The organism is Burkholderia sp. BCC1638, from assembly GCF_902833195.1.
Classification (GTDB): Bacteria; Pseudomonadota; Gammaproteobacteria; order Burkholderiales; family Burkholderiaceae; genus Burkholderia; species Burkholderia diffusa.
The window spans coordinates 199,151-225,811 of sequence record NZ_CADFEC010000001.1; the positions used below are offsets into that span (position 1 = coordinate 199,151).

Annotated in this window: 23 protein-coding genes; 18 read left to right on the top strand and 5 right to left on the bottom strand. The window is 67.3% G+C overall.

Annotated elements, in window-relative coordinates; genetic code table 11:
• Positions 1-23 precede the first annotated feature (23 nt).
• From HWX22_RS00900 to HWX22_RS00915, 4 genes are all read left to right on the top strand, one after another.
• Positions 24-761 carry a helix-turn-helix transcriptional regulator gene (locus HWX22_RS00900; protein ID WP_059525085.1) on the top strand — a complete coding sequence of 246 codons (738 nt, stop codon included), beginning with the start codon at positions 24-26 and terminating at the stop codon, positions 759-761.
• Positions 762-838: 77 nt separating this feature from the next.
• Positions 839-1,804, top strand: a complete 966-nt coding sequence (gene pcaQ / locus HWX22_RS00905; protein ID WP_175914850.1) for a pca operon transcription factor PcaQ — start codon at positions 839-841, stop codon at positions 1,802-1,804.
• A gap of 134 nt (positions 1,805-1,938) precedes the next feature.
• The gene (locus HWX22_RS00910; RefSeq protein ID WP_059819640.1) at positions 1,939-2,298 is read left to right on the top strand and encodes a type II toxin-antitoxin system RelE/ParE family toxin; all 360 of its coding nucleotides are present in this window, start codon (positions 1,939-1,941) and stop codon (positions 2,296-2,298) included.
• 70 nt (positions 2,299-2,368) lie between these two features.
• Positions 2,369-2,665 (top strand): XRE family transcriptional regulator, encoded by a 297-nt coding sequence (locus tag HWX22_RS00915; RefSeq protein ID WP_059466239.1) that lies wholly within the window; start codon positions 2,369-2,371, stop codon positions 2,663-2,665.
• Positions 2,666-2,746: 81 nt separating this feature from the next.
• Here HWX22_RS00915 and HWX22_RS00920 read toward each other — a convergent pair whose 3' ends face one another.
• The 3 genes from HWX22_RS00920 to HWX22_RS00930 all read right to left on the bottom strand — a co-directional run bounded on the left by HWX22_RS00920 (position 2,747) and on the right by HWX22_RS00930 (position 9,451).
• A complete protein-coding gene (locus HWX22_RS00920) occupies positions 2,747-4,021 on the bottom strand; it encodes an amino acid permease (RefSeq protein WP_175914851.1) in 1,275 nt (424 codons plus the stop codon).
• 131 nt (positions 4,022-4,152) lie between these two features.
• Positions 4,153-8,649: a DEAD/DEAH box helicase gene (locus HWX22_RS00925; protein ID WP_175914852.1), complete on the bottom strand. Its 4,497-nt coding sequence runs from the start codon at positions 8,647-8,649 to the stop codon at positions 4,153-4,155.
• A 277-nt stretch (positions 8,650-8,926) separates the two neighbouring features.
• Entirely contained in the window at positions 8,927-9,451 is a 525-nt protein-coding gene (locus HWX22_RS00930) for a metal-dependent hydrolase (protein WP_059466236.1), read from the bottom strand.
• 400 nt (positions 9,452-9,851) lie between these two features.
• Between HWX22_RS00930 and ggt the strand changes: the two genes are divergently transcribed.
• Together ggt and ppk2 are read left to right on the top strand one after the other, a co-directional pair.
• A complete protein-coding gene (ggt, locus tag HWX22_RS00935) occupies positions 9,852-11,573 on the top strand; it encodes a gamma-glutamyltransferase (protein ID WP_175914853.1) in 1,722 nt (573 codons plus the stop codon).
• Between the two features lie 243 nt (positions 11,574-11,816).
• Entirely contained in the window at positions 11,817-12,767 is a 951-nt protein-coding gene (ppk2, locus tag HWX22_RS00940) for a polyphosphate kinase 2 (protein ID WP_059818940.1), read from the top strand.
• Between the two features lie 55 nt (positions 12,768-12,822).
• On the opposite strand, the gene HWX22_RS00945 is transcribed toward ppk2, so the two are convergent.
• Positions 12,823-13,110, bottom strand: a complete 288-nt coding sequence (locus tag HWX22_RS00945) for an H-NS histone family protein (RefSeq protein WP_175914854.1) — start codon at positions 13,108-13,110, stop codon at positions 12,823-12,825.
• 209 nt (positions 13,111-13,319) lie between these two features.
• A complete protein-coding gene (locus tag HWX22_RS00950; protein ID WP_059525103.1) occupies positions 13,320-13,907 on the bottom strand; it encodes a YigZ family protein in 588 nt (195 codons plus the stop codon).
• Between the two features lie 435 nt (positions 13,908-14,342).
• Between HWX22_RS00950 and HWX22_RS00955 the strand changes: the two genes are divergently transcribed.
• From HWX22_RS00955 to HWX22_RS01010, 12 genes are read left to right on the top strand one after another with little or no spacing between them, the layout of a single operon-like run.
• Positions 14,343-15,056: a beta-ketoacyl synthase chain length factor gene (locus HWX22_RS00955; RefSeq protein ID WP_175914855.1), complete on the top strand. Its 714-nt coding sequence runs from the start codon at positions 14,343-14,345 to the stop codon at positions 15,054-15,056.
• The gene (locus HWX22_RS00960) at positions 15,040-15,834 is read left to right on the top strand and encodes a 1-acyl-sn-glycerol-3-phosphate acyltransferase (RefSeq protein WP_059525107.1); all 795 of its coding nucleotides are present in this window, start codon (positions 15,040-15,042) and stop codon (positions 15,832-15,834) included. Before HWX22_RS00955 ends, HWX22_RS00960 begins: the two co-directional genes overlap by 17 nt.
• Positions 15,809-16,114 (top strand): phosphopantetheine-binding protein, encoded by a 306-nt coding sequence (locus HWX22_RS00965; RefSeq protein ID WP_059525678.1) that lies wholly within the window; start codon positions 15,809-15,811, stop codon positions 16,112-16,114. The genes HWX22_RS00960 and HWX22_RS00965 overlap by 26 nt, the downstream gene beginning before the upstream one ends.
• The gene (locus tag HWX22_RS00970) at positions 16,111-16,359 is read left to right on the top strand and encodes an acyl carrier protein (protein WP_059689931.1); all 249 of its coding nucleotides are present in this window, start codon (positions 16,111-16,113) and stop codon (positions 16,357-16,359) included. The genes HWX22_RS00965 and HWX22_RS00970 overlap by 4 nt, the downstream gene beginning before the upstream one ends.
• Before the next feature lie 2 nt (positions 16,360-16,361).
• The gene (locus HWX22_RS00975; RefSeq protein ID WP_175914948.1) at positions 16,362-16,997 is read left to right on the top strand and encodes a hypothetical protein; all 636 of its coding nucleotides are present in this window, start codon (positions 16,362-16,364) and stop codon (positions 16,995-16,997) included.
• Positions 16,994-18,685 carry an AMP-binding protein gene (locus HWX22_RS00980; RefSeq protein WP_175914949.1) on the top strand — a complete coding sequence of 564 codons (1,692 nt, stop codon included), beginning with the start codon at positions 16,994-16,996 and terminating at the stop codon, positions 18,683-18,685. The genes HWX22_RS00975 and HWX22_RS00980 overlap by 4 nt, the downstream gene beginning before the upstream one ends.
• Positions 18,682-20,388, top strand: a complete 1,707-nt coding sequence (locus tag HWX22_RS00985) for a glycosyltransferase family 2 protein (RefSeq protein WP_175914856.1) — start codon at positions 18,682-18,684, stop codon at positions 20,386-20,388. Before HWX22_RS00980 ends, HWX22_RS00985 begins: the two co-directional genes overlap by 4 nt.
• Entirely contained in the window at positions 20,375-21,985 is a 1,611-nt protein-coding gene (locus tag HWX22_RS00990) for an aromatic amino acid ammonia-lyase (RefSeq protein WP_175914950.1), read from the top strand. Before HWX22_RS00985 ends, HWX22_RS00990 begins: the two co-directional genes overlap by 14 nt.
• Positions 21,982-22,410, top strand: coding sequence for a thioesterase family protein (locus tag HWX22_RS00995; protein ID WP_059818946.1), 429 nt, complete (start codon positions 21,982-21,984; stop codon positions 22,408-22,410). The genes HWX22_RS00990 and HWX22_RS00995 overlap by 4 nt, the downstream gene beginning before the upstream one ends.
• Positions 22,401-23,066, top strand: a complete 666-nt coding sequence (locus HWX22_RS01000; protein WP_175914857.1) for an outer membrane lipoprotein carrier protein LolA — start codon at positions 22,401-22,403, stop codon at positions 23,064-23,066. Before HWX22_RS00995 ends, HWX22_RS01000 begins: the two co-directional genes overlap by 10 nt.
• Complete coding sequence (locus HWX22_RS01005) at positions 23,066-25,477, top strand: MMPL family transporter (protein WP_175914858.1); 2,412 nt, start codon at positions 23,066-23,068, stop codon at positions 25,475-25,477. Before HWX22_RS01000 ends, HWX22_RS01005 begins: the two co-directional genes overlap by 1 nt.
• Positions 25,474-26,661, top strand: a complete 1,188-nt coding sequence (locus HWX22_RS01010) for a beta-ketoacyl-[acyl-carrier-protein] synthase family protein (RefSeq protein ID WP_175914859.1) — start codon at positions 25,474-25,476, stop codon at positions 26,659-26,661. Before HWX22_RS01005 ends, HWX22_RS01010 begins: the two co-directional genes overlap by 4 nt.

Genomic DNA, 26,661 nt, shown 5'->3' on the forward strand with positions numbered 1-26,661 from the left:
TAGCATCATTTTTCGATACCAACATGACCGAGACCGCCCAACTCATCGAAACGCTGAAGCGCCAGCTGAAGGCGCAGGGGATGACCTACCGCGACGTCGCGCGTGCGCTCGACGTGTCCGAGACGAGCGTGAAGCGGCTGTTCGCGAGCGGCCGCTTCACGCTGGAGCGTGTCGCGGAAATCGCGCAATTGCTCGGCTACACGCTCGCCGAGCTCGTGCAGGAGGCGTCGGCATCCGCGCCGCGATTGCGCGTGCTGACCGAGCAGCAGGAGGCGCTGCTCGTGTCGGACGAGAAGCTGCTGCTCGTCGCCGTCTGCGCGATCAACTACTGGACCGTGCAGGACATCGTGTCCGCCTATCGCGTGACGCAGGCCGAGTGCGTCAAATACCTGCTGATGCTCGACCGGATGAACGTGATCGCGCTGCTCCCGGGCGACCGGATTCGCGTGCGCGTCGCGCGCGATTTCGACTGGCTGCCGGGCGGGCCGATCCGCCGCTATTTCCATGCGCACGTGCTCGACGACTTTCTCGGCAGCCGCTTCGACGGCCCGGGCGAGACGATGACGTTCTCGCAAGGGATGCTGACGGACGCGGCCGCCGCGGAACTCGAGCAGGAACTGCGGCGGCTCGGCAGCAAGGCGGCGGCGCTGCATGCGGAGTCGTCGTCGGCGCCGCTCGGGCAGAAGCGCGGCACGGCGCTGCTGATCGCGAAACGGATCTGGGAGCCGACCGGATTCCACGCGCTGCGGCGTCATGCATGACACCGCGCCGAATGCTTGGGCCTTTCCGGAAAGTTATGCAAAATGGCAATTCATTGTCACTCGCATAACTGTCCGTTATGAATAACCGTATCGCCGACGGCCGCGTCAAGTTCCGGCATCTGCAGTGTTTTCTCGCGGTCGCGCAACTGGGCGGCGTGCAGAAGGCGGCCGAAAGCCTGTCGATCACGCAGCCGGCCGTGTCGAAGACGATCGCCGAACTGGAGTCGATCCTCGGCGTGAAGTTGTTCGAACGGGGGCGTCACGGCGCGCAGCCGACCCGCGAAGCGCAACTGTTCATCCCGCATGCGAACGCGTGCGTGCTGGCGCTGCGGCAGGGCGTCGGGCTGCTCGCGCGCGAGGGCGGCGCGGCGGCGGCGACGCTCGAAATCGGCATGCTGCCGACGGTTGCGGCATCGCTCGCGCCCGCGCTGATGAAGGCGCTGACCGCACGCTGGCCGCGCATCGTGGTGCGGATCGCGACGGCCGCGAACGCCGAGCTGCTGGAGCGCCTGAAGGCCGGGACGATCGAATGCGCGATCGGGCGCCTGTCGGAGCCGGAGCGGATGATCGGCCTCGCGTTCGAGCAGCTGTACAACGAACCGCTCGTCGCAGTCGTGCGCGCGGGCCATCCGCTGCTGACGAGCGCCACGCCGGCTGTCGAACTCGCGCGCTACCCGGTTGTGCTGCCGCCGTTCGGCACGCTGATCCGCCAGTCGGCCGAGCAACTGCTCGGCGCGTGCGGCGCGCCGCCGCTGGATTCGTTCATCGAGGTGCTGTCGGTGTCGGTCGCGCGTGCGCTTGCGCTCGAGAACGACGCCGTGTGGTTCGTGCCGCTCTATGCGGCCGAATCCGACCTGTCGGCCGGTGCACTCGCGCGGCTCCCGCTGCCGTCCGCGGGCACCGACGAGCCGGTCGGGCTCGTGCTGCGCACCGACGCGCAACCGTCGCCCGTCGCCCGGACGTTGATCGACGCCGTGCGCGAGATCGCGCAGGCGCGGTTCGGCGATGCGCCCACCCGTCGCACGCCCCGCGGCGCGCGTTGAGCCGCCGGGCAGGGCGTGGGCGGGCGGTGTCCGGCCGCCGTTCTTTCACCTCCATTCGTTAGCCGTTCGGTCAGTAGCGAGCCTCGTCATGCTTGGCATATCGTACCGTTTTTGATACGATTGATGACACGACGATGGCGAGACAGCAGATTCAGATCACGCTCGGCGTGCGGTTCTTCCGCACCGCGCGTGGTAACGAGCCGGTGCGCGAATGGCTGCAGGCGCTCGGGCAGGTCGAGCGCAGGGTGATCGGCGAAGAGATCAAGACCGTTCAGCTCGGCTGGCCGCTCGGCATGCCGCTGGTCCGGAAGATGTCTGCGGATCTTTGGGAAATCCGCGTGATGCTGCCGCGGCGAAGCGCGCGCGTGCTGTTCACGATCGTCGGCGACACGATGGTGCTGCTGCATGCGTTCTTCAAGCAGTCGCAGGCCACGCCGTCCGACGATCTCGATGTGACCGTCGCGCGGCTGAAAGCGCTGACGCGCGCCATCTGAATTCCCCCGGCTGCGCCGCCACATGCGATCGGCGATGTGCCGGCCGGCAACGCCATGCACTGGAGTACCCATGACGACCACGAACAATCCGCATATCGGCAGCGACTTCGACACATTCCTCGAGGAGGAAGGGCACCTCGAAGCGGCCACCGCCACCGCGATCAAGCGCGTGATCGCGTGGCAGATCGGGCAGGAAATGAAGGCGCAGCACATCACGAAAACCGCGATGGCCGCGCGGATGAAGACCAGCCGCGCCGCACTCAACCGGCTGCTCGACGAAACCGATACGAGCCTCACGCTCGCGACGCTCGCGAGCGCCGCCACCGCGCTCGGCAAGCGGCTCAGCTTCGAGCTCGTGCCGGCCTGACGCACCGGGCGAAGCAGTGTGTGGCCGGTGCATCGCGGCGAACGGGCGCGCGCTCGTCCGCACACGGGCACCGGCAAGCGATCACGCGCGCTGCCCGGCTATCCGCAGATACAGCAGCGCACCGCCCGCGAGCAGCAGCGGGCACAGGAAATACCATCCGGTCGTCAGGAACAGCCCGGCGACGGCGACCAGCGAAATCCACGCGCAGCGATACGCGATGCCACCGCGCGGCAGCAGTTTCAGCGCGGCGGCCGCGCCGAGGCCGTACACCATCACGAAGCATCCGGACGTGACGAGCACGAGCGGCTTCGGCCCGACGTCCGAGAGCGTCGTCGCGGCCAGCGCGACGGCCGCCAGCATCGCGATCACGCCGAGGCTGCGGCGCGGCACGCCGCCGACCTGGCTGCCTTGCGCGAGCCATGCAGGCAGTGCGCCATCGCGCCCGAGCGCCGCGCCGAGCTTGGCCGCGCCCGCGAAATACGCATTCATCGTGCCGAGCGTGAGCAGCAGCGCGGCCGCGGCCGCCAGCACCTGCGCATGACCGCCGATGCCGCCCGCGATCAGTTCCGCAAGCGGCGCACCGGACGCGCCGGCCGACGGCCCGAGCACCGTCACGCTCGCGGCCGCGACCGACAAATACAGGAAGCCGACGACCACGACAGCGATGCCGGCCGAGCGCGGCATGTCGTGCGCGGGCCGGCGAAATTCGGCCGCGAGGTGCGTGATCGCTTCCCAGCCCGCGAAGCTCCACACGAGCAGTGCGGCAGCCTGGCCGACCGCGAGCCACCCGTGCGGCGCGAACGGATGCAGGTTCGCCGGGCGCGCATGTGGCGCGGAGGCGAGCACGGCGGCCAGCAGCAGCGCGACGAGCAGCGCCGACAGCACGAGCTGCATGCGGCCCGACACCGTGACGCCGAACGCATTCGCGGCCGACACCGTCGCGATCAGCGCGGCAGCCGTGACGATGACCGTCGTATGCCCGCCGCCCGTGACGGCCGCGACGTACGCGCCACCGAACATCGCGGCGGCCGGCGCACCGGCCGGCACCGCGAAATAGAAACACCAGCCGACGATCGCCGCGGCCTTGGGCCCGAACGCGCGTCGCGCGTAGGTCGATACGCCGCCCGCGTCCGGATAGCGCGCGCCGAGTGCGGCGAAGGTGGCCGCAAGCGGCCCCGACAGCACGACGAGCGCGGCCCACGCAAGCAGCGACGCCGGGCCAGCGACCTCGGCGGCGAGCGCGGGCAACGCGATGACGCCGGTGCCGAGCACCGCGCCGATATACAGCGCGGCGCCCTGGAAAATCGTCAGCGAGCCCGCGTGATGAGCGGCGGGCGAATCGGCATGCGAGGACATGAAGGGCAGTCTCCGGAAGGCTTGTTCTGCGCGCGGACGGCCGCGCGGTGAATCGCTCGATGCTACCCGAACGGGCGCGGCGATGCGGCGCGGCGTTCAGTAGTCCGCGACGTGCCGCGTGTCAGCCGATGTCAGTAGCGGCGTGCGAGCCGCAGCCGCGCATCCTCGCGTACAGCGGGCGGCAGCTCGGGCACGTAGTGGAACGTGCCCGATACGAGCGACGCGACCGGCACGCCGTCGCGGAACAGCACGCGATTGCCGGCCAGCGCCGGCACCTTGTCGCCGGGCAACAACGTGCCGGCCAGGTTCAGCGGATCGGCGCCCGTCACGCACACGTACTGGCCGTCGCCGGGTTGGCGACGCAGTTCGCGCAGGATCGGGATGGCTTCCGGCAGCGCGAACTGCTCACCCGCAAGCCCCGCGGCGAAGCGTCCGCCGCGAATCTCGCCGCGCGCTTCGAGACGTTGCAGCACGCGCACGAGTTCGCGCCAGCTCGGCAGCCAGTCGGCCTCGCGTTCGAGCAGCCGCCAGAACACCACGCCATAGCGGCGCAGCAGCGTCCAGACGATATGTTCGAGTGCGTCGGGATCGGTCGCGGCCGGGCCACGCTTTCGTGCGGGTGCATCGTCCGGTGCCGAAGCGCGTTGCACGAGCGCCCAGCGACCGGCGTCGTCCATTCCGCCGATCAGCGCGCCGCCGCGCCGCGTGCGCGGCGCATACGTCGCGCTGCGCTTGACCGCGGGCTTCAGCAGCGCGCGCAGTCCGGCGAAGCTGTCCGCATTCACGAGGCCGGCCGACACGAGTTCGCCGAGCGCCTGTTCGAGTTCGACGGGCAGCATGTGCAGTTCGTCGAGCAACGCGTCGAAGAACATCGCACCATGCGCGGCGAGTGCGTCACGCACCTGGGTCGCGCGTGCGGACAGCGCCGGTTGCGCGTCCGGGTCGCGCAGCGCCTGCCATGCGCCGAGGTGGCGGCGCGGCAGCAGCACGACCGGCGTCGTTTTCACGGGGGTGCCGGCCGCGCGGGCCGGCGCGCCGATGCGGGTCCACACGAGCTTGCCCGAGCGGCACAGCTCGTCGAGGCCGCCTGCCGTGTAGTCGGTCAGGCGCGCGGGCAGCAGCGCGTCTTCCCATGCGCTCGCCGCGGCTTCGTAGCCTTCGAGCTGCTCGACGACGGCCGCGAGCGCGTCGCGGCCCGTGCCGCGCGTGTCGGGCGTCAGGTGCTGCCAGTGGAACAGGAAGCGCATGAAATCGGCGCGCTCGACCGGTTCGATCTCGCGGCGCAGCCGCTTGACCGTGTAGCGATGAATGCGCGCGAGCAGGTGACGTTCGCACCATTCGTCGGTCGTCGCGCCCGGCGTGAAGCGGCCGCGCATCACGTAGCCTTCGCGCTCCAGTGCCGCGAGCGCGGTCGCGATCGTCGCGGACGGCAGGCCGAGCGGCTGCGCGATCGCGTCGAGCGTCAGCGGCCCGAAGCCGGTGAGCCGCGCACGGATCACGTCGACGAGCGCGGCATCGACTTCCCATGGCTGCGCGCAGGCAGCGGGCACCTTCAGCGCGGGCGCGACGCGTGCGTCGGGGTGCAGCGCGCGCATGCAGACCAGCCGTTCGACCGGCACCCACAGCGCGGCGCCGTCCGACGTGACGAGCTTCGTCGCGCGGCGGCGTTCGGCCAGTTCCGCGAGCCGCTCGGGCCAGCCGTCGTGCGCATGCGCTTCGCTGTCGGCGACGCAGGCGAGCGTGAGCAGTGCATCGTGCATTTCGTCGGCATCGCGCACGAGCGGCCATGCCTCGTCGCGCACCGCGTCGATCGCGTCGGCGTCGAGCGCGCCGAGATCGTCGGCCGATTCGGGATCGCTCCAGCGGCGCGACTGCACGGCCTGCGTGCGGCGCTCCTCGAGCGGCGCGTCGTCGAGGAACGCATAGGGCTTCGCGTTCAGGATCTCGGCCGCCAGCGGCGACGGTGCGGGCAGGTCGCGCGCGATCAGCTCGATCGCGCCGCTTTCGATCCGGCGCAGCAGCGCGAGCCAGCCGTCGGTATCCATCGCGTCGTGCAGACAATCGTCGAGCGTCTGGTCGACGAGCGGATGATGTGGGATCTCGCGTTCGCCGACGATGTTCTCGAGGCACGCGACCTGGTCGGGGAACACGGTCGCGAGCAGGTCCTCGCTCTTCATCCGCTGCAACTGCGGCGCGGTGCGCCGGCCGCCGGTGAAGCGCGGCAGCGCGAGCGCGGTCGTCGCGTTCCAGCGCCAGCGCACGCCGAACATCGGCGCGTCGAGCAGTGCCTGGACCAGCACGTGCTCCGCGCTGGCCGAGCGCAGGTAGCGCCACACTTCGTCGAGCGCGAAGCTGTGCGCGAGCGACAGCGACAGAATGATCGCGTCGTCGGTCGCGGCGGCCTGCAGCTCGAAGTTGAAACTGCGGCAGAAACGCTTGCGCAGCGCGAGCCCCCACGCACGGTTGATGCGGCTGCCGAACGGCGAATGGATCACCAGTTGCGTGCCGCCCGATTCGTCGAAGAAGCGCTCCATCACGAGCGTGTCCTGGGTCGGCAGTGCGCCGAGCGCGGCGCGCGTGCGGGCGAGATAGTCTGCGATCTGGCGGGCCGCATCGGGCGACAAATGAAGATCGTCGACGAGCCAGCGCAGCGCCGGCGCGAGGCGGCTTTCGGCCGGGCCGATCGCGGTGCCGACGGCGTCGTCGCGCGAATCGGTGGCGGCACGGGCTTCCGCCGCCTGCCCGGCGTTGCCGCGCGTGCCCGTCTTGCCGGCTGAGGCGCCGCTCGCGTGCTTGCGTCCGCCGGCCTCCGTGTGCCGATCGCCCTCGGCGAACAGCCCGTCGAGCCGCGCGCGCAGTCGGCCGACCGCTGCCGACAGCTCGTCGCTGCGCCCGGGTGCCTCGCCGAGCCAGAACGGAATGTTCGGCGACTGGCCTTGCGCGTCCTCGACACGCACGCGGCCCGTTTCCACGCGAATGATCCGGTACGACTGGTTGCCGAGCTGGAACACGTCGCCCGCGAGGCTCTCGATCGCGAAATCCTCGTTGACGGTGCCGACCTGGATGCCCTGGGGCTCCAGCAGCACCGCGTAATCGGCCATGTCGGGAATGGTGCCGCCCGATGTCGTCGCGGTCATCATCGCGTTGCGGCGCCCGCGCACCGTGCCGCCGACCACGTCGCGATGCAGGTACGCACCGCGCACGCCGCGGCGGCTCGTGAAGCCTTCGGCGAGCATCTTCATCACGTCGTCGAAGCGTTCGCGCGACAGGCTCGCGTACGGCGCCGCGCGCGTGAAGCTCGCGTACAGCGCGTCCTCCTCCCATTCCGCGCAGGCGACTTCGGCGACGATCTGCTGTGCGAGCACGTCGAGCGGCGCTTCGGGAATCCGCAACGCATCGAGCTCGCCGCGTTGCACGCAGTCGAGCAGCGCCGCGCATTCGACCAGCTCGTCGCGCGACAGCGGGAACAGGCGGCCCTTCGGCACGCCGCCGACATGGTGCCCCGAGCGGCCGACGCGCTGCAGGAACGGCGCGATCCCGCGCGGCGAACCGACCTGGCACACGAGATCGACGTCGCCGATGTCGATGCCGAGTTCGAGCGACGCGGTCGCGACGAGCAGTTTCAATTCGCCGCGCTTGAGCCGCTGTTCGGCTTCGAAGCGATGCTCCTTCGCAAGACTGCCGTGATGCGCCGCGATCGCGTCCTTGCCGAGACGGTCGGCGAGATGGCGCGCCATGCGCTCCGCGGTGCGCCGCGTATTCACGAACACGAGCGTCGTGCGGTGCGCGGCGGCGAGCGCGGCGATCCGGTCGTACACCTGCTCCCACACGTCGGTTGCCATCACCGGTTCGAGCGGCACGTTCGGCAGCTCGAGCGCGAGGTCGCGTTCGCGCGTGTGACCCGTGTCGACGATCGTGCAGTCGCGCGGCGCGTCGGCCGGACCGCCGACCAGGAAGCGCGCGACCGCGTCGATCGGTTTCTGCGTGGCCGACAACCCGATGCGCGGCAGCGCACGACCCGTCAACGCGTCGAGGCGTTCGAGCGACAGCGCGAGGTGGCTGCCGCGCTTGGACGATGCCAGTGCGTGGATCTCGTCGACGATCACCGAACGCACGTTGGACAGCATTTGCCGCCCCGACGTGGATGACAGCAGCACGTATAGCGACTCCGGCGTCGTCACGAGAATGTGCGGTGCGCGTTTGCGCAGCGCGGCGCGTTCGGCCTGCGTGGTGTCGCCGGTGCGCACGGCGGTGCGGATCGCCGGCACCGGCAGGCCCAGTTGCGCGAGTGATTCGGCGATGCCGGCGAGCGGCGCGTCGAGGTTCACGTGGATGTCGTTCGACAGCGCCTTCAGCGGCGACACATAGACGACGAGCGTCGCGTCGGGCAGCGCGCCGTCGTGCGCGAGCGCATCGCGCACGAGATCGTCGACCGCGCACAGAAACCCGGTGAGCGTCTTGCCGGAGCCGGTCGGCGCGGCGACGAGCGTCGACCGCCCGGCCTTGATGTGCGGCCACGCGAGCGCCTGCGCGCCGGTCGGCGCGGCAAACGCACGGCGGAACCACGCGGCGACGGCCGGGTGGAACACGTCGAGCGCGTTGGCGGGGCGGGTGGCTGTGACGTCCATCGGAGCGTTGAATTGGGGTGCGAGCGCGTGGGCGGCGCGCGAATCGTCAGTGTGCCAGACGTCGCGTGCGCGTGCCGGACACCGCGGGCGGGAGAACGCGCGCGTCGGAGATTCAGATGAGGTGCGATGCCGGCATTTCAACGGGCGAGCGCGCGGAACGGCACCCGTCGGGTCGCGGGTGCCGGATCGGCGAGAGGAGGACGTCGTGTTCGACGTGCGTCGGGCGGTTGCGCGGCTCGATTCGCGGCCACGCGAAACTGCATGCGATTACGCGCGACTACACGCGATGCAGCCAGCCGAGCCAGTGTTCGAGGAATGGGGCGCGCGTCCACAGCGATTGCGCGAGCCACAGCGTGCCGCCCCATGCGGCGGCCACGACGATCAGGTCGCAATGTCCGCTGTTCCACAGGTTCAGCGAATGGCGCCGCCAGATCCACGGCACGCCGAGCGGATTCGGCCAGTCGGCGAGCAGGTGCATCACGCCGCCGCACGCGAAGCCGAACAGCGGCGCGGCCCACAGCGGATGCGGATGATGCGTGAGCCCGTGCCATCCGAGCGCGAGCAGCGCGATCCAGCCGATGCCCCAGTGCGTGACGGTGCGGTGCGTGATCCACAAGCGGCGCTTGCGGGTCCACCACGCGACTTCGAGCCAGTCGGGCGCGGTGCCGCCCGCGACGCCGGCCGCGAACGCGGCGAGCAGGCCCGCGTGCCAGGGGCCGGTCGCGCCGGTTTGCGCGACGAGGACGGCGGCGGCGACGCCGGCCGCGAAGCCGGACGCGTGATGCGCATTGTGTGATGCCATAGGAAACGAGACGAAAAAGCGTGAAGCAACGGCAGACGAACGGGAACGATCGGCCGCGAAAGCGGGGCGCTATCTTCTCAGATCGGCCCGCGCAGCGGGCGGTCCGATCGCGGTTTTTTTGCATGCACGGCACCGCGCAAGCGCCGCGTGCCGTGATTTTCCGATTGCGCGATGTGCGTCGAATTCGCCGCATGCAATTTCGACCGATCCGCCGGCCCGCTTTTTGCTCCGCCGTGTGGTCGAGCGCACAGGATTCGCGATGATTCGTAGTGATCGGCGGGGCTTTCCGTCCCGGCGCATTTATTTACTACGAAAACGGCATGGGACCGACCGCGTGCCAGCGGCTATAAGCGGATCAGGGGCTTATTCCAGCTCGCCGGAGATCCATGGGGGACATGCAATGACTACGCTGAATCGTTTCAAATCATCCGCGGTCGTGCTCGCGACGGTGGCCGGCATCGGCTTCCTGCCGAATGCGCCGGCCTATGCGAAGGGGCCGCAGCCGGCGGTCCTGACGAGCGCGGCGGTCGCGGTGGCCGACAAGTACAGCGCGGACGCCGCGGAGCAGATCTTCAAGGAAGGCGGCAACGCGATCGACGCGGCCGTCGCGATCGCGTTCACGCTCGCCGTCACGTATCCGGAGGCCGGCAACATCGGCGGCGGCGGCTTCATGACGATCTACAAGGACGGCAAGCCGTACTTCATCGACTATCGCGAGCGCGCGCCGCTCGCCGCGACAAAGGACATGTATCTCGACAAGGACGGCAATGTCGTCAAGGGCATGAGCCTGTACGGGCCGCGCGCGGCCGGCGTGCCGGGCACGGTGTCGGGCATGTGGGAAGCGCAGAAGCGCTTCGGCAAGCTGAAGTGGAAGCAGGTGCTCGCGCCGGCGATCCGCTATGCGCGCGACGGCTTCGTCGTCGACGAGCAGCTTGCGCAGCGCGGCGTCGACGCGTCGAAGGAGTTCGGCGGCAAGACCAACTTCGACAAGTACTTCTCCACGATGAAGGCCGGCACGAACTTCAAGCAACCCGATCTCGCCGACGTGCTCGCGCGGATCGCGAACGACGGCGCGAACGGCTTCTACAAGGGCAAGACGGCCCGGTTGATCGCCGCGTCGATGAAGACCGGCGACGGCGACGGGCTGATCACGACCGAGGATCTCGCGCAATACCGTGCGGTGTGGCGCCAGCCGGTGCAGGCGAAGTGGAACGGCTATGACGTGATCACCGCGCCGCCGCCGAGCTCGGGCGGCATCGGCCTCGTGCAACTGCTGAAGATGAAGGCCGACCTCAAGCAGGACTTCGAGGGCGTGAAGCTTAACTCGCCGCAATATGTCCACCTGGTCGCGGAAATCGAGAAGCGCGTGTTCGCCGATCGCGCGCAGTATCTCGGCGACCCCGACTTCTACAAGGTGCCGGTCGCGCAGTTGACCGACGACGCGTACATCGCGAGGCGCGCGGCCGAAGTGAGCCCGACGCAGATCGCCGACACGAAGAGCGTGCAGCCGGGCCTCGGCACGTCGATGCCGGAGAAGGCGGAAACGACGCACTTCTCGGTCGTCGACAAGTGGGGCAACGCGGTGTCGAACACGTACACGATCAACGGCTACTTCGGCTCGGGCGTGATCGCCGACGGCACCGGCATCGTGCTGAACGACGAGATGGACGACTTCTCCGCGAAGCCGGGCGTCGCGAACATGTTCGGCGTGGTCGGCAGCGATGCGAATGCAATCGAGCCGAAGAAACGACCGCTGTCGTCGATGTCGCCGACGATCATGACGAAGGACGGCAAGGTGTCGCTCGTGATCGGCACGCCGGGCGGCTCGCGGATCTTCACGTCGATCTTCCAGGTGATCAACAACATCTACGATTTCGGGATGCCGTTGAAGGAGGCTGTGGGCGCGATGCGTTTCCACCATCAACTGCTGCCGCCGAACACGATCTTCTGGGAGCCGTACCACCCGATCGAAGGCGAACTCGCGAAGCAGATCGAGGCGCGCGGCTATACGCTGAAGGGACAGGACTTCAGCGGCGACATCCAGGTGATCAAGATCGACGGCAAGACGCCGGAGGCGATGGCCGATCCGCGCGGACGCGGGGTCACGCGGATTATTCAGTGACCGAGGCGGGTGGGGGTACTGCTCGATCACGTGCCCGGCTTTTTCCGTTGCGCACGAGGATCAGGCCCGACGTCAGCCCGCCGAACCGGAGGCTGGCGTCCAATACCTTCGATATTTCCGCGAACCCGGTGCGGCTCGGATTCCGCTTGTGAGGGGCGGATCGGCCCCTTTTTCATCAATTTGACGCGAGACGCTGGGATAATGGTGGAGTTTGGCTGCGTCAATTGAAGGAAGGAGGCCCCCATGGGCGATAACGATTCCCGCACCGAGACCGACAACTTCACCGATTCGGCATCGCTCGAGTCGCGCCAGCGCCGTTTCGAGGAAGACCTCGTCGACGCGTACGACGAAGAACTCGAGATGGAGCTCGACGACCGCCGCTTCGATGACAACGAGGATCTGCTGTTCTCGCCGGAGCGCCGCGAAGCGCGCAAGCAGTATTTCCGCGAGCTGTTCCGGCTGCAGGGCGAGCTCGTGAAGCTGCAGGACTGGGTCGTGAACACGGGGCACCGGCTCGTCGTGATTTTCGAGGGGCGCGACGCGGCGGGCAAGGGCGGCGCGATCAAGCGCATCACGCAGCGCCTGAACCCGCGCGTGTGCCGCGTGGCGGCGCTGCCGGCGCCGAGCAACCGCGAACGCACGCAATGGTACTTCCAGCGCTATGTCGCGCATCTGCCGGCCGGCGGCGAAATCGTGCTGTTCGATCGCAGCTGGTACAACCGCGCGGGTGTCGAGCGCGTGATGAATTTCTGCACCGAAGACGAATACGAGGAGTTTTTCCGCTCGGTGCCCGAGTTCGAGAAAATGCTCGTGCGCAGCGGGATCCAGATCGTCAAATACTGGTTCTCGATCACCGACCACGAGCAGGAGCTGCGCTTCCAGAGCCGGATCGAGGATCCGCTGAAGCAGTGGAAGCTGAGCCCGATGGACCTCGAGAGCCGCCGCCGCTGGGAAGCGTACACGGCCGCGAAGGAAGAGATGATGCAGCGCACGCATATTCCCGAGGCGCCGTGGTGGGTCGTGCAGGCGGTCGACAAGAAACGCGCGCGCCTGAACTGCATCCATCATCTGCTGACCCAGGTGCCGTATCACGACGTGCCGCGCCCGACGATCGATCTGCCGCAGCGTGAGCACCACGAGGACTACATTCGCCGTCCGACGCCGGACAGCATGATCGTCCCGGACGTTTACTGAGCCGCCCGGGCCGGCTGGATCGACCACGGAGGCGCGCCTTGCAACGCGGCGCGCGTTACTCCCGGATCAGGAACGCGCTGCGGTCGCGGCCGGCGATCCACGCGGGCGCACGACCGCGTCCGCTCCAGGTGGCGCCGCTCACCGGATCGTGATATTTCGCCCCGATGGTGAACAGCTTCGCGCGATTGCTGTAACCCTGCCCGAAGACTTCCCGAGCGGTCAGCGCATGGTTCTTCACGAGTTCGCGTACCTGCACCAGCGCCGCGTGGCGTTCGCGGCGGCGCGCCGCCCGGATGCGTCGATCGAGTTCCGTGAGTTGGGCTTGTAATTGCTGCAGTTGCATGCGTCCGATATCCCCGTAGCTGAATTCTGATTGTTGGCTGTCGCGCGATGTGCCGCGTGTCTGTACATTCGGCCAGACGTTTGCAGGGCGCATCGCGAGGAACACGGGAGAGATTAAGTTTCGGCGCGCGGATTTTCTATCGGACGTATCTGAATTTTCACGGGCATCTGTGTGAAACCGTGATGGCGATGCCGGGAAGGCTGCCCGCCTCACAGGTCGGGGAAGCCTGAGCGCCCTTGCGTCAAATCGAACAGCTCGGTCTTGGCTGCCGCCTCGGCCGTTTCCGGCAGCTTGATCACGAGCTTCACCGTCATCCCGTACGCGCTGTCCACCAGCTCATAACCCGCCTGCTCGATCCAGCGGCGCACGCGCGCCTCGTCCGGGTAGCCGATTTCGATCGCGAACCGCGTGTGTCGAATGCGTTCGACGCGCTCAGCGTCGAGCAGCGCCGAGGCGATCGCATCCGTATAGGCGCGCACCAGGCCGCCCGCACCGAGCTTCACGCCGCCGTAGTAGCGGACGACCGCACCGAGCACGCCGTCGAGATCGTGATGACGCAGCACTTCGAGGATCGGCCGGCCGGCGGTGCCCGACGGTTCGCCGTCGTCGGACATGCCGGACTGGCCGCCCGCAAGCAGCGCCCAGCACACGTGGGTGGCCGTCGGGTGCTCGTCGCGCAGGCGCTGCAACGCCTGCATGGCGGCATCGCGGTCCTCGACGGGGATCGCGAACGCGATGAAGCGGCTCTTGCGGATTTCGAGTTCGCGCGTGTAAACAGTAGCGAGTGAATAACTCATTGAACGGAAAGCAGGTCGTGTGGGGGCGGCATCGAGCGCATTATGAGCCATTCCGGTGCAGGATCGACGCAAGGCACGCCGGGTCGTGGATCGGCTCGATAACCGACGATGCGCGATTTTCTCGAGAAATTGATAAATGGTTAAATCTGGAAGGCGCCTCGCGCAGTGGCGTTGATCTTTTGTAACGGCCCTGTTACAGTTCCGGCGCACTGATATGCCGCTCATTCAATCGCAGCGATTGACAATCCGGGTGCCGGCTTCGCAAACATTACGATTTCCGATTTTTCCAGGTAGTACCGGAAGGGGGAGTCGATGGCGCGAGTCCGGTGGTCAATACGCGATGGGCGGCTTTCATCGAAAGCGGAGCGCAACCGCCTGATGCTGGGTGGCGCGATATAAAAACACCCAAGAGAAGCAATCCTAACGAGAACAACAATGGCCGATTTGCATTGGACCATGCCAATCGCCAGATGGACGTCGATTTCGACCGCGGGGGTGCCGGGCGTCGAAGCCCTCGATCCGATGGTGCGACGCCGCTTGAGCCGGCTGTCGCGGCTCGCGCTCCAGGCGGCCTACGATTGCGCCGGAACGGAAAATCCGTTGCGCATGGTGTTCGCATCGCGTCACGGTGAACTGGTGCGCACCACCGGCATTCTTGCCGACATCGGCGCCTCGGAACCTGTCTCGCCGACGGCCTTCAGTCTCTCGGTTCTCAATGCCGTTACGGGTATTTTCGGGATCGCCCGTCGCGACCGAACGGCAGCCACGGCGATCGCCGCCGGCCATGAAACCCTGGGCTACGCACTGCTCGAAGCCTTTTCCCAGTACGCAACGTCGCCGGGCTCGCCGGTGCTGCTCGTCTATGCGCACGAGCCAGCCGATCCCGTCTATGGCGATGTCGATGACGATCCTGAGAGCGTCGGGCTGGCCATTCTGATTGGCGCCGATGAATCGGCCGACTATCTGACCTGTGAGATGGCGTCGGGCGACGCGGGCGACGCGGGCGACGCGGACGACGCGGGCGATGCCGACGATGCGGCCGGTACGCAAAGCGAGGCGGTGCTGCGTTGCCTGTCCGCGCGCACCACGGCGTCGTGGCGCTGTCAGCACGCATCCTGGAGATGGAGCTTGCATGATCGCGCGGCTTGACTACGGCTGGCGTCTGTTCGCGACCGGTGCGAGCCTGGCGTTTTTCGCGCTGTGCGGATCGGCGTTCTCGTTGTTGGCGATCGTCGTCGGCGGATTATGGCCGCATCGGCGCTCGCGCCAGCGCGGGGTGACGCTTGTCATCCATTATTTCTTCCGCGCGCTGGTCGCGATGCTGCAACACATCGGCGTGATGAGGCTCGAGCTGAGCGGCGCGGAGCGCCTCGCAAAGGACGGCCCTGCAATCGTCGTCGCGAACCACCCGACCTGGCTCGACGTCATGGTGCTGCTGTCGCTGACGCCGAAGGCGTGCTGCGTCGTAAAGCGTGGTCATTGGGGCAACCCCTGTTTCTGGGGTATCGTCCGCGCGGCCGAGTACGTGAGCAATGCCGATGCCGTCCATCTCGTCGAGGCCGGCGCGCGACAACTGGCGGCGGGCTACACGATGATCATCTTCCCGGAGGGGACGCGCAGTCCGGGCGGCAATCGCCTGCATTCGTTCTCACGCGGTTTCGCACATATGGCGCTGCAATCCCGCACCCGGATCCAGCCGGTGCTGATCGATTGCGATCCACCGGTATTTACCAAGGCGCTGCGCTGGTATCACGTGCCGGCTCGAGCATTTCGTATGCGCATCGACGTCCTCGAGCCGATGGACCTGAACCGGCTGGCGCCGAACGTGACATCACCGTCGATTGCCGCTCGCAGCATCGCCCGCGAGGTGGAAGTGCACATTACTCAAAGCCTGTTTCAGCATGGATACTTTAAAACTGCAAATTAAGCAGCTTCTGATCGAGATGCTCGATCTCAGCGACATGGCGGTCGACGACATCGACGACGATGCGCCACTGTTCTCGACGGACGGAATCGGACTCGATTCAGTCGATGCGCTCGAAGTCGGCATCATGCTGCGCAAGAAATTTCACCTGACGATCGCGGCGAACGACGAACGCACGAAAGCGCATTTCCGTTCGATCAACACGCTGGCGGCGTTCATTGCCGACCAGCAGTCTCACCAGGCATCGCAAGAAGCCGTGCTGGAAAAAGGGAGTCACTCGTGACCGACGCAGAAATCCTGGAGCGCATCCGCGCCATCTTTCATGAGAATTTCGCGATCGAGCCGGAGCGGGTGACGCCCGATACGCACCTGTTCGAAGAGCTTGATCTGGACAGCATCGACGCGGTCGATCTGGCCATCAAGCTTCAGGAAATGACAGGCAGGCGCATCAAACCGGAAGAGTTCAAATCCGTACGGACCGTCGGTGACGTTATCGCCGCCGTTCACGTGTTGCTCGCTCGCGCTTGACGATGGTGGTGACGGGCATGCGGGCTACTACGGGCACGGTCCTGCCGCGCTGGGCAGGTGTCGCGACCAGGGCTGCACTGGTCCTTGCCTATCCGCTCGTCATCCTGTTTGCGTGGCAGAGCATGTCGCCGCGTTACGTCGGTTGCCTGTTGATCGCATTGCTGTGGCTGCAGCGCACGGTCGGCAAAGGCACGCTGGCGAAGGCGCTCAAACGCCTCACGCTACTCGACTGGGGCGTGGCCGGTGCATTGACCGTGTTGTCGGCCGCGATTGCCGTGACCGATAGCGAACGACTTCTTCATCTCTACCCGGCATGCGTGAGTGTCGGCTTGTTGGTCGCGTTCGGCGCGACGCTGCGGCACGGTCCGACCATGATCGAAAAATTCGCACGACTGACTTATCCCGAGCCGAGTCTGGAAATCGTCCGGTACACGCGGCGCGTCACACAGGTGTGGTGCGCGTTCTTTATCGTAAACGGCAGTTTTTCGGTTTATACGGCGCTGTACTGGAGCCGTGCGGGATGGGCGCTTTACAACGGGCTGATCGCGTATGTGCTGATCGGTGCGTTGATAGCAGGCGAGTGGCTGTGGCGCAGGCGCTTCATCGCCGTCGCGCGAAAGCGAACGGGTGTCGCATGATTGCGCTGCACGAGATCCTGTGTGCCGAAGCGGATAGCGGAGTGGCGGTTTGTCGCGATGGCGCCGAGGTGCTGACGCTGGGTGATCTGCGCACTCGCGCCGGCGCGATTGCGAGGGTGGTGGAAGCGAGCGGCGCGCGACGCGTCGCGATCTGCACGGATGATCCGTACGAGTTCGCGTGTTCATTGTTTGCGGTTGCGGCGGCGCACGGGGAAGTCGTGATTCCAGCCAGCAGCGCACCCGGCTATCTTGATGCACTGGCGCATGCATACGACCTCGTGCTGGATGCGCCGGCACTGGCCGCGTGCGGGCACGACACGGATGCCGGATCTGCACGCTTCACTCGTCCGATCGATGCTGTCGCAGCGGTGACGCTTTACACGTCGGGCAGCAGCGGCACTGCGAAGCCGGTGCGAAAGTCGCTCGCGCAGCTCGATGCCGAAGTGCACACGTTGCAGCGCGAATGGGGCGACCGGACAGGCGCGGCAGTGACACTGTCGAGCGTACCGCATCACCACATCTACGGACTGCTCTTCAGGATCCTTTGGCCGCTGGCGGCCGGCCGTGCGTTTGACCGGATGACGGTGCTTGAACCGCTGCAACTGCAGCAGCGGCTGGCCGAATACGGTGGCGGTGTCGTGGTCTCCACGCCGTCGCAACTGATGCGCTGGCCGGCGTTGCCCGGTTTTCCGATGCGGGCGCCCATGCCGTGCGCGTTCTTCTCGTCGGGCGGCCCGTTGCCGGCCGATGCGGCTACGGCCTATTCGAACGCATTCGGCGCTGCGCCGTTCGAGATATTTGGCAGCACCGAAACCGGTGGCATTGCATGGCGTCGCCAGGACGTCGCACACGCGTGGCAGCCGCTGACCGGCGTCGACGTGCGCTGCGATGACGATGGCGTGCTGTGCGTTCGCTCCGCCCATCTCGGCCACGATCGCTGGCACCGCACTGACGACACCGCACGATTCGACACGAACGGTCGCTTTGCACTCGCAGGACGACGCGATCGCGTCGTCAAGCTGGACGGCAAGCGCGTGTCGCTGCCGGAGCTCGAGGCGCAGATACTCGCGCATGCATACGTCGAGCAAGCGGCGGCCGTGGTGGTCGACGGCACGACGCGCGCGCACGTCGGCATCGTGGCGGTATTGACCGCGGCGGGGCGCGATGCGCTGGCGGCGGATGGACGGGTTGCCGTTGCCACGACCTTGCGGCGCGCGCTCGGTGCATATTTCGACGCGGCCGCATTACCGCGCTACTGGCGGTTCCTGCACGCGATGCCCTTCGATGCACGCGGCAAGTTGCCCGCCGCCGCGCTGGCGGCCGCATTCACGGCTACGCCGGAGGGCTTTGAACTGCTCGCGTCATGGCGCAGCGACGACGCGTTGCATTACGAGTTGCGCGTGCCGCCCACGCTCGCGCATTTCGACGGTCATTTTCCGGGGCTGCCGATCCTGCCCGGAGTCGTGCAAATCGACTGGGCTGCGCGCCTGGCTGGCCGCGAGATGCCGACCGTGCGCGAAATCCGTTCCGTCGAACACCTGAAGTTCAAGGCACCGGTGCCGCCGGGCGCTGTGCTGTCGCTGCGCATCGCGCATGACCGTGTACGCGGATCCACGCGCTTCGCGTTCCGTTGCGGCGACCGCGAATGCACATCGGGCGTTCTGGTCTATGGCACGGCTGCCCGATGAGCGACACCTGCATCGTCATTCCGATCTACAACCATCGCGCCGCGATCGGCGGCACGCTGGCGCGCCTCGCCGTGCACGGCCTGCCGATCCTGGTGATCGACGACGGCAGCGATGAGCCGACGCAACAGGTGCTGGCCACGCTGGCGACGCGCTACGCGGGCCTCGTGACGCTGCTGCGGTTGCCGGTCAACGGCGGAAAGGGTGCGGCGGTCATGGAAGGATTGCGCGCCGCGCGCGCCCGGGGCTATCGGCACGCGATTCAGATCGATGCCGATGGCCAGCACGACGCGGCCGATGTGCCGAAGTTCGTGGCGGCCGCGCAGGCCGAGCCGGACGCCGTGATTCTCGGCCGGCCGCGTTTCGACGACAGCGTCCCGAAGGCGCGCCTGTACGGCCGCTACCTCACCCATGCATGGGTGTGGATCGAAACCCTGTCGCTGGACATTCCCGATGCGATGTGCGGGTTTCGTCTTTATCCGGTCGACGTCGTCTGCGAACTGATCGACGCGGTATCGATGCCGACGCGGATGGCTTTCGACAGCGAAATCCTGGTCCGTCTCCACTGGCGCGGCCTCGCGTTCAGGACGGTTCCGACGCGCGTCATCTACCCGGTCGACGGAGTGTCCCATTTCGATGTCTGGCGCGACAACGTGCGCATCAGCCTGAGCCACACACGGCTCGTCGTGGGGATGCTCGCCCGCGCGCCGATGCTGCTGACACGCCGTCTGGTCGGGCGGCGCGGCGCGGCGCCGACGAGCCGCCCGCGCGCATGGTGGCGTATGCCGGAGCGCGGCAGCCGGATCGGCATGGCGTTGCTGGCGCTCAGCTGCCGCTGGTTCGGCAAGGGCTTCACGTCGTTCTGGCTGCATCCCATCGTCGGCTATTTCGTGCTGACGAATCGTACGGCGCGCACCGCGTCGCATGCGTATATCGCGCGCCTGCGCGATGCGGAGGCGGCGGCCGTGCCGAAGCCGGGATGGCGCAGTGCTTACCGGCACATGCTTGCCTTTGCACAGGCAGGATTCGACAAGTTCGTCGCGTGGTCCGGCCGTCTCGACGAGCTCGACGTGCGTTTCGACGATTCGTCCGCGTTCGATGCGCTCGCGGCGAGCGGGCGCGGCGCACTCGTGATCGGCGCGCATCTGGGCAACCTGGAAATGACACGGGCGCTTGCGCTGCGCGACGCACACACGAAGGTGACGGCGATCGTCTACACCGAGCATGCGAAGCGTTTTACCGGCGTGCTTGCCGGCGCGAACCGGGAATTTGGCAAACAGCTCGTCGAGGTGTCGAACTTCGGACCGGATACGGCAATGATGATGCAGTCGCGCATCGACGCGGGCGAGTTGCTCGTGATCGTCGGCGACCGCGTGCCGCCGCATGATTCCGGTAAAACGGTCGACGCCCGTTTTCTCGACGCGACTGCGCCGTTCGCGCAGGGCCCGTATATCCTCGCCCACGCCCTTGGTTGTCCTGTCTACCTGTTCTTCTGCCTGAAGGAGGCGCACGGCTACCGCCTCTATTTCGAGCCGTTCGCCGACCGGATCGAGCTACCGCGCCGTGAGCGCGCCGAACACGTCGCGGCATGGGCGCAGCGCTACGCCGCGCGGCTCGAACATTACTGCCGCAAGGCTCCCTACCAATGGTTCAACTTCTTCGATTTCTGGGCGCGGCCCGATGGAGGTCCGCGTGGCGGAGCATGACATGAACGACGTCGCGGCATGCACCGCCGCGGATCCGAATCGGCCGGCCGTGGTGGTCGGAGGCCGCCATCTGACGATCGAGGACGTCGTCGCGATCGCCCGCGACGGTGCGCCCGTCGCACTGAACGCGGGACCCGAATGGCGCGCGCGGATCGAGCGCGGTGCGACCTGGCTGCGCGCCTATCTCGCGAATGGCGGCACGCTGTATGGCGTGACCACCGGATATGGCGACGCCTGCGTGGTAGAGGTGCCGCCGTCGCTCGTCGAAGCGCTGCCGCTGCAGCTGACCCGCTATCACGGGTGCGGCATGGGTGACTGGTTCGATGCGACGCAAACGTTGTCCATCATCGTCGCCCGGCTCAACTCGCTCGCCTTCGGCTACTCGGGCGTGCGGTTCACGTTGCTGGAACGGCTGGCCGACATGGTGAATCACCGCATCCTGCCACGTATTCCATCGGAAGGCTCGGTCGGCGCGAGCGGCGACCTGACACCGCTGTCCTACGTAGCCGCGGCGCTGGTCGGCGAGCGCACCGTCGTGTTCGACGGCGCCGAGCGGGACGCGCGGGAGGTATGGCATGCGATCGATCGCATGCCGCTGACGCTCGCGCCGAAGGAAGGACTGGCGTTGATGAACGGCACGGCGGTCATGACCGGGCTGGCCTGTCTCGCGTTTGCGCGCGCCGACTACCTGACACGTGTGGCGGCTCGCCTGACGGCATTGACCACCGTCGCGCTCGACGGCCGGGCCGGGCACTTCGATGCGCGGCTGTTCGACGCGAAACCCCACGCGGGGCAGGCGGAGGCGGCAGCGTGGATCCGCGCCGACCTGGTCGGGCGCGACGAATTGCCCGGACGCCGGTTGCAGGATCGCTATTCGGTACGTTGCGCACCGCACGTGATCGGCGTGGCGCGCGACGCATTGTCGTGGATGCGCCGCGATATCGAGAACGAGCTGAACAGTGCGAACGACAATCCGCTGATCGACCCGGACGAAGGGTGCGTACTGCATGGCGGCAATTTCTACGGCGGTCATATCGCGTTCGCGATGGATGCGCTGAAGACCGCGGTGGCCAACCTCGCGGACCTGATGGACCGCCAGCTTGCGCTGCTGGTCGACGACAAGTTCAGCAACGGACTCCCGCGCAACCTGACAGGCGCCGGGCCGGAACGCGCGGCAATCAACCATGGATTCAAGGCCGTGCAGATCTCGTCTTCCGCGTGGACGGCGGAGGCGCTGAAGCTCACGATGCCGGCGAGCGTGTTCTCCCGCTCGACGGAGTCGCACAATCAGGACAAGGTCAGCATGGGGACGATTGCTGCGCGCGATTGCCTGCGCGTTCTGACCTTGACCGAACAGGTTGCCGCGGCGCATGTGCTCGCGACCGTGCAGGCTACCCGGCTGCGACTTCGCGATAATCAGCAGACGCAACTTTCGGCCGCGCTTCGCGCGTTCGTCGACGATGTGGATCGTCAATCGCCGCTGGTGGTCGAGGACCGGCCGCTCGAAGCCGAGTTGCGCGCGCTGACCGCGCGCCTTGCCGCGTGCGAGGCGATCGGCGGCGCGTACGCCGGAATCCGGCACGGGGAGGCGGCATGAACGCATCTCGTCCGCCGCTGACCGCGACGGCCCGTGTCGAGGTCCTGTTTCACGACGTCGATGCCATGAACGTCTGCTGGCACGGTCATTACCTGAAGTACTTCGAGAGCAGCCGTGCTGCGTTGCTGCGCATGATCGACTACGACTATCCCGCGATGCTGGCGTCGGGCTATATGTGGCCGGTGGTGGAGGCGCATCTGAAGTACGTTCGTCCGGCCCATTACAGTCAGCAGCTCGACGTGCGCGCGACGCTGCTCGAATTCGAGAACCGGCTGAAGATCGGGTACGAAATCGTCGACGCGGCGTCCGGCGAGCGCTTGACGAAGGGGTATACGGTGCAACTGGCGGTCGATGCGGCGACGCGCGAACTGCAGTTCGTGTCGCCGCCGACCCTGATCGAAAAGGTGCACGCACAATGGGCCTGAATTCGCACTACCGACGGTTTGCGGCGGTGACGCTGACCGTATGCATGACGCTCTCCGGCGGCACTGTGCTGGCCGCCCCGGCGCCGGTTGCGGCGTCGCGGCCGTCGAATGCCGCGCTCGTGTCCGACGTTGCGGCGCGGCTCGCGCGCGTTGGCGCGATTCGCACGGATTTTCGGCAAACTCAGACGCTGTCGGCGATGAAGCAGCCGCTCGTCAGCACTGGATCGCTGTTGTTCGATCGCAGGTCGGGCGTCGTCTGGCGAATCGAGACGCCTTACAAGGCTACTTACGTGATCACCGATAGCGGCGTGCGCGAGGTCGGCGCGGACGGGCACCTCGTCGCGCCCGGCGGCGGCCGCGGCGTCGCGCAAGTGTCACGCATGATGCGCGACATGCTCGGGGGTGACCTGTCGGCGCTGTACGCGCAATTCGACGTCGATGCGAGCGGAACGCCGGAACGGTGGCGGATGGTGCTGCGGCCGAATCAGCCGCAGCTCGCCCAGGCGATTCGTGTGCTCGAAATGAGCGGAGGCACCTATCTCGGCCGGCTCGACTTGACTTTTGCGAACGGCAATGTGACATCGCTGGAGTTCACTCGGCCGACGCCGGTCGACGCACCCGCGCCGGTCGAGCGCACGTGGCTGGAGGCCCGGTGATGGATGCGGCGCGTGATGTCGTCGACGCATCGGGCGAACGCGCACGGCGGCGCGGACTGTGTGCTGCATGGCTGCTCGTTGCGCTCGTGGCGGCTGCGTACATTCTATGGCGCTTCTCGAGCGGGGCCGCGCCGCTGCAGACGAACCTGCTCGCGTTGCTGCCGGCTACCGAGGCAAACCCGGTTGCCGAGCGAGCGGTCGACATGCTCGGAGATGCGCTCGGCAACCGCACCGTCTACCTGGTGACCGACCCGGACGCCGCCCGCGCCAAGGCCGCCGCGAAGCAGTTCGGTGCGCGGCTCGACGCCAGCGGAGCGTTTCGTTCGGTGACGGTCGAGGTGCCGCCATTCAATCTGTCGGACATCTCGGCTACCTACATGCCGGCCCGTTTCGGTCTGCTGACGGATGCGGATCGCCGGTCGCTCGAGCAAGGCGGGGCCACGCTCGACGAACGATTGGTCCGGCGTCTCTATGCACCGCCCGTGGACGGCTTGCAGACCGCCGTGGCGGACGACCCGTTCGGCTGGTTACAGCACTGGCTCGGCGAGCTGCCGCTCGCGGCGTCCAATCTGTCTCTCGAGGATGGCATGCTGGTGTCGCATCGCGATGGCGCAACTGGCGTCCTCGTGATGACGTCGTTGCCGGGCTCGGCTTACGAATCGAAGATCCAGCACGCCGTGCGCGTCGCGACGGACGATGCGGAACATGCGCTCGCGGCCGAGTTTCGGGGCGTTCGCATCGACCGCGCCGGCGCGGTCTTTCATGCGGAAGCAGCGCGTGCCAGCGCCGAGCGTGACGTACACGTGATCGGCGCGGTATCGCTGGGCGGCATCGCGCTGCTGCTCATGAGCGTATTCCGTTCGCCGCGCCTGCTGGTGCTCGCGTTCGCGTCGACGGCATTCGGCATCGTGTGCGCGCTGGCGGCAACGCTGCTCGTATTCGGCAAGCTGCACCTGTTGACGCTGGTGTTCGGTGTGAGTCTGATCGGCGAAGCCGTCGATTATTCGATCCAGTACTTCGTCGCGTATCTCTCCGCGGGGCGGCAATGGGACGCGCGTCGCGGTGCGGCGGCGGTCAGGCCGGCACTCATGGTGGCGCTGGCGACCAGTCTGCTGGGTTACGCGATCCTGATGTGGGTGCCGTTCCCCGCGCTCAAGCAGATCGCGTGCTTTGCAATCGTCGGAATCCTCAGCGCGTTCGCGGCCGTCACCGGCTTTTTGCCGCTCATGCTGACGAAGGAGCCACGGCGCGTGCCGTCCGGTGTTTTCGCGTGCGCGGCCCGCCTGCTGCGCGGATGGCAATCGCTGCTGGCCGGTCGGCGCGCCCTGATCGCTGCCATGCTGGTTGCGCTGGTTGCGATCCCGGGTTGGTCCCTCTTGAAGAGCGACGACGACATTCATCTGCTGATCCAGCGCGATGCGGACCTCGCGCGGCAGGAGAACAATATCCGCGCGGCGGTCGGGCTGGCGAACACGGCACAGTTCTTTGTCGTTCAGGGCGCGACGCCGGAGGAGGTGCTCGAGCGTTCCGAGGCACTGATCGGGTCGCTCGATCAGCAGCGGGTCGGCCGTGTCCAGTCGATCACGACGTTCGTGCCGTCGGCCAAGCAGCAGGCGCATGACCGTGCGGTGCTGGACACGCACGTGTTTGCCGATACCGCCGCACTGCGCGGGACGCTGGCGCACGCGGGCTTCCGCGATGAAGCGGTCGACGCGTGGATCAACGCGTATTCCCGCAATGCCCCGGAGACGCTCTCCATCGACACGTGGCTGGCGGCACGCTGGTCGGCGCCGTTCCGCTATTTGTGGCTCGGACGAATCGAGGGCGGCGCCGGTCCCGTCGATGCGGCGCTAGCGATTCCCGAGCGGGTCGATGCGTCGAACGCCGAAACTTTCGCCGCCGTCGCGCGCACGCTGCCGGGCGTATCGTGGGTAGACAAGGCATCGAGTGTGTCGAGCCTGTTCGGTGCCTATCGGGTCGACAGCGGCTTGTGGCTGGCTGGCGCGCTCGTCGTGGTCACCGGACTGCTGATGTGGCGCTACGGCGTGCGCGGCGGCATCGCAACGACGTTGCCGGTCGTGTTCGCCATTGCGTTGACGCTTGCGGCGTTCGGCTATGCACGGGTGCCGCTTACGCTGTTCAATTGGCTCGCGCTGATGCTGGTACTCGGCGTGGGCGCCAACTACGCGGTGTTCCTCCGCGAAGGCTGCATGCGAGACAGTGCCGGCATCGGCGCAGTGTGGACCGGCGTGCTGCTGTCGGCGGCCACGACGTTGCTGTCGTTCGGGATGCTCGGAGCGAGCGCGATGCCCGCGCTGCGCAGCTTCGGCACGACCCTCGCGATGGGCATCGTGTTTTCGGTGCTGTTCGCGCCGCTTGCCACGCCGTCCACGAAGGAGTGTTGCGCATGAATTCGAAACAGGCGCCGGTTTATCTGTCGGCACCCGGCATGATCAACGCGCTTGGCGCAACCACGGACGAAATCGTCGACGCATTGTGCGCCGGCATCGCACCGGGCATGGCGCCGCGCACCGATGTTCCCGCCGGCGGCTGGGTCGGGCGCGTGTGGTCGGCACTCGATGTCGCGCCGCCCGAATCCCTCGCGCATTTCGATTGCAGGAACAATCGCCTGCTGCTTGCGGCGCTGGCGCAGATCGGATCCTGCGTCGACGCGGCGATCGCGCGTTACGGCCCGCGCCGGGTTGGCGTCGTGATCGGCACGAGTACGTCCGGGATCCAGGCCGCAGAGCAGGCACTCGCACAGCGTGCCGCAACGGGCGCGATGCCGGCCGGATTCGATTATCGGCAGATGGAAATCGGCACGGCGGCGCCGTTCGTGCGTGCGGCGCTGGGTGTGGCCGGGCCGGCCTACACGCTGTCGACAGCCTGCACGTCGAGCGCGAAGGCATTTGCGGCCGCGCGCCGCCTGTTGCAGTTGAGGCTGTGCGACGCGGTCGTCGTCGGCGGGGCGGATTCGCTGTGCGAGCTGACGTTGCAGGGCTTCGCCTCGCTCGAATCGGTCAGCCAGGGGCGGACCAATCCGATGAGCCGGAACCGGAACGGCATCAATATCGGCGAAGGTGCCGCGCTGTTCGTGATGTGCCGCGATGAAGCCGCGGTCCGGCTGGCCGGCGTTGGCGAGTCGAGCGATGCGCATCACATCTCGGCGCCGGACCCGGCGGGATATGGCGCGGAGGACGCGCTGCGCGCCGCGCTCGCGGACGCCGGCGTGACTTCGTCCGCGATCGGCTATGTGAACCTGCACGCGACGGCGACGCGCCTGAACGACGAAATGGAAGCGAACGTGACGGCGCGGGTGTTTCCGCACGGCGTGCCGGCGAGCGGGACCAAGCCGCTGACGGGGCACATGCTTGGCGCGGCTGGCGCGACCGAACTCGGATTCGGCTGGCTGACGCTGGCCCGCGGGATCCCGCTGCCGACGCACGTCTGGGACGGTGAGCACGATCCGGCGCTGCCGAAACTCGATCTCGTCCACAGCGAGCGCCGCCTCGCGGGCGATGCAACAGGGCGCTATGTAATGAGCAATTCGTTCGCTTTCGGCGGCAGCAACGCCAGCCTGATTCTGGGAGCCTGA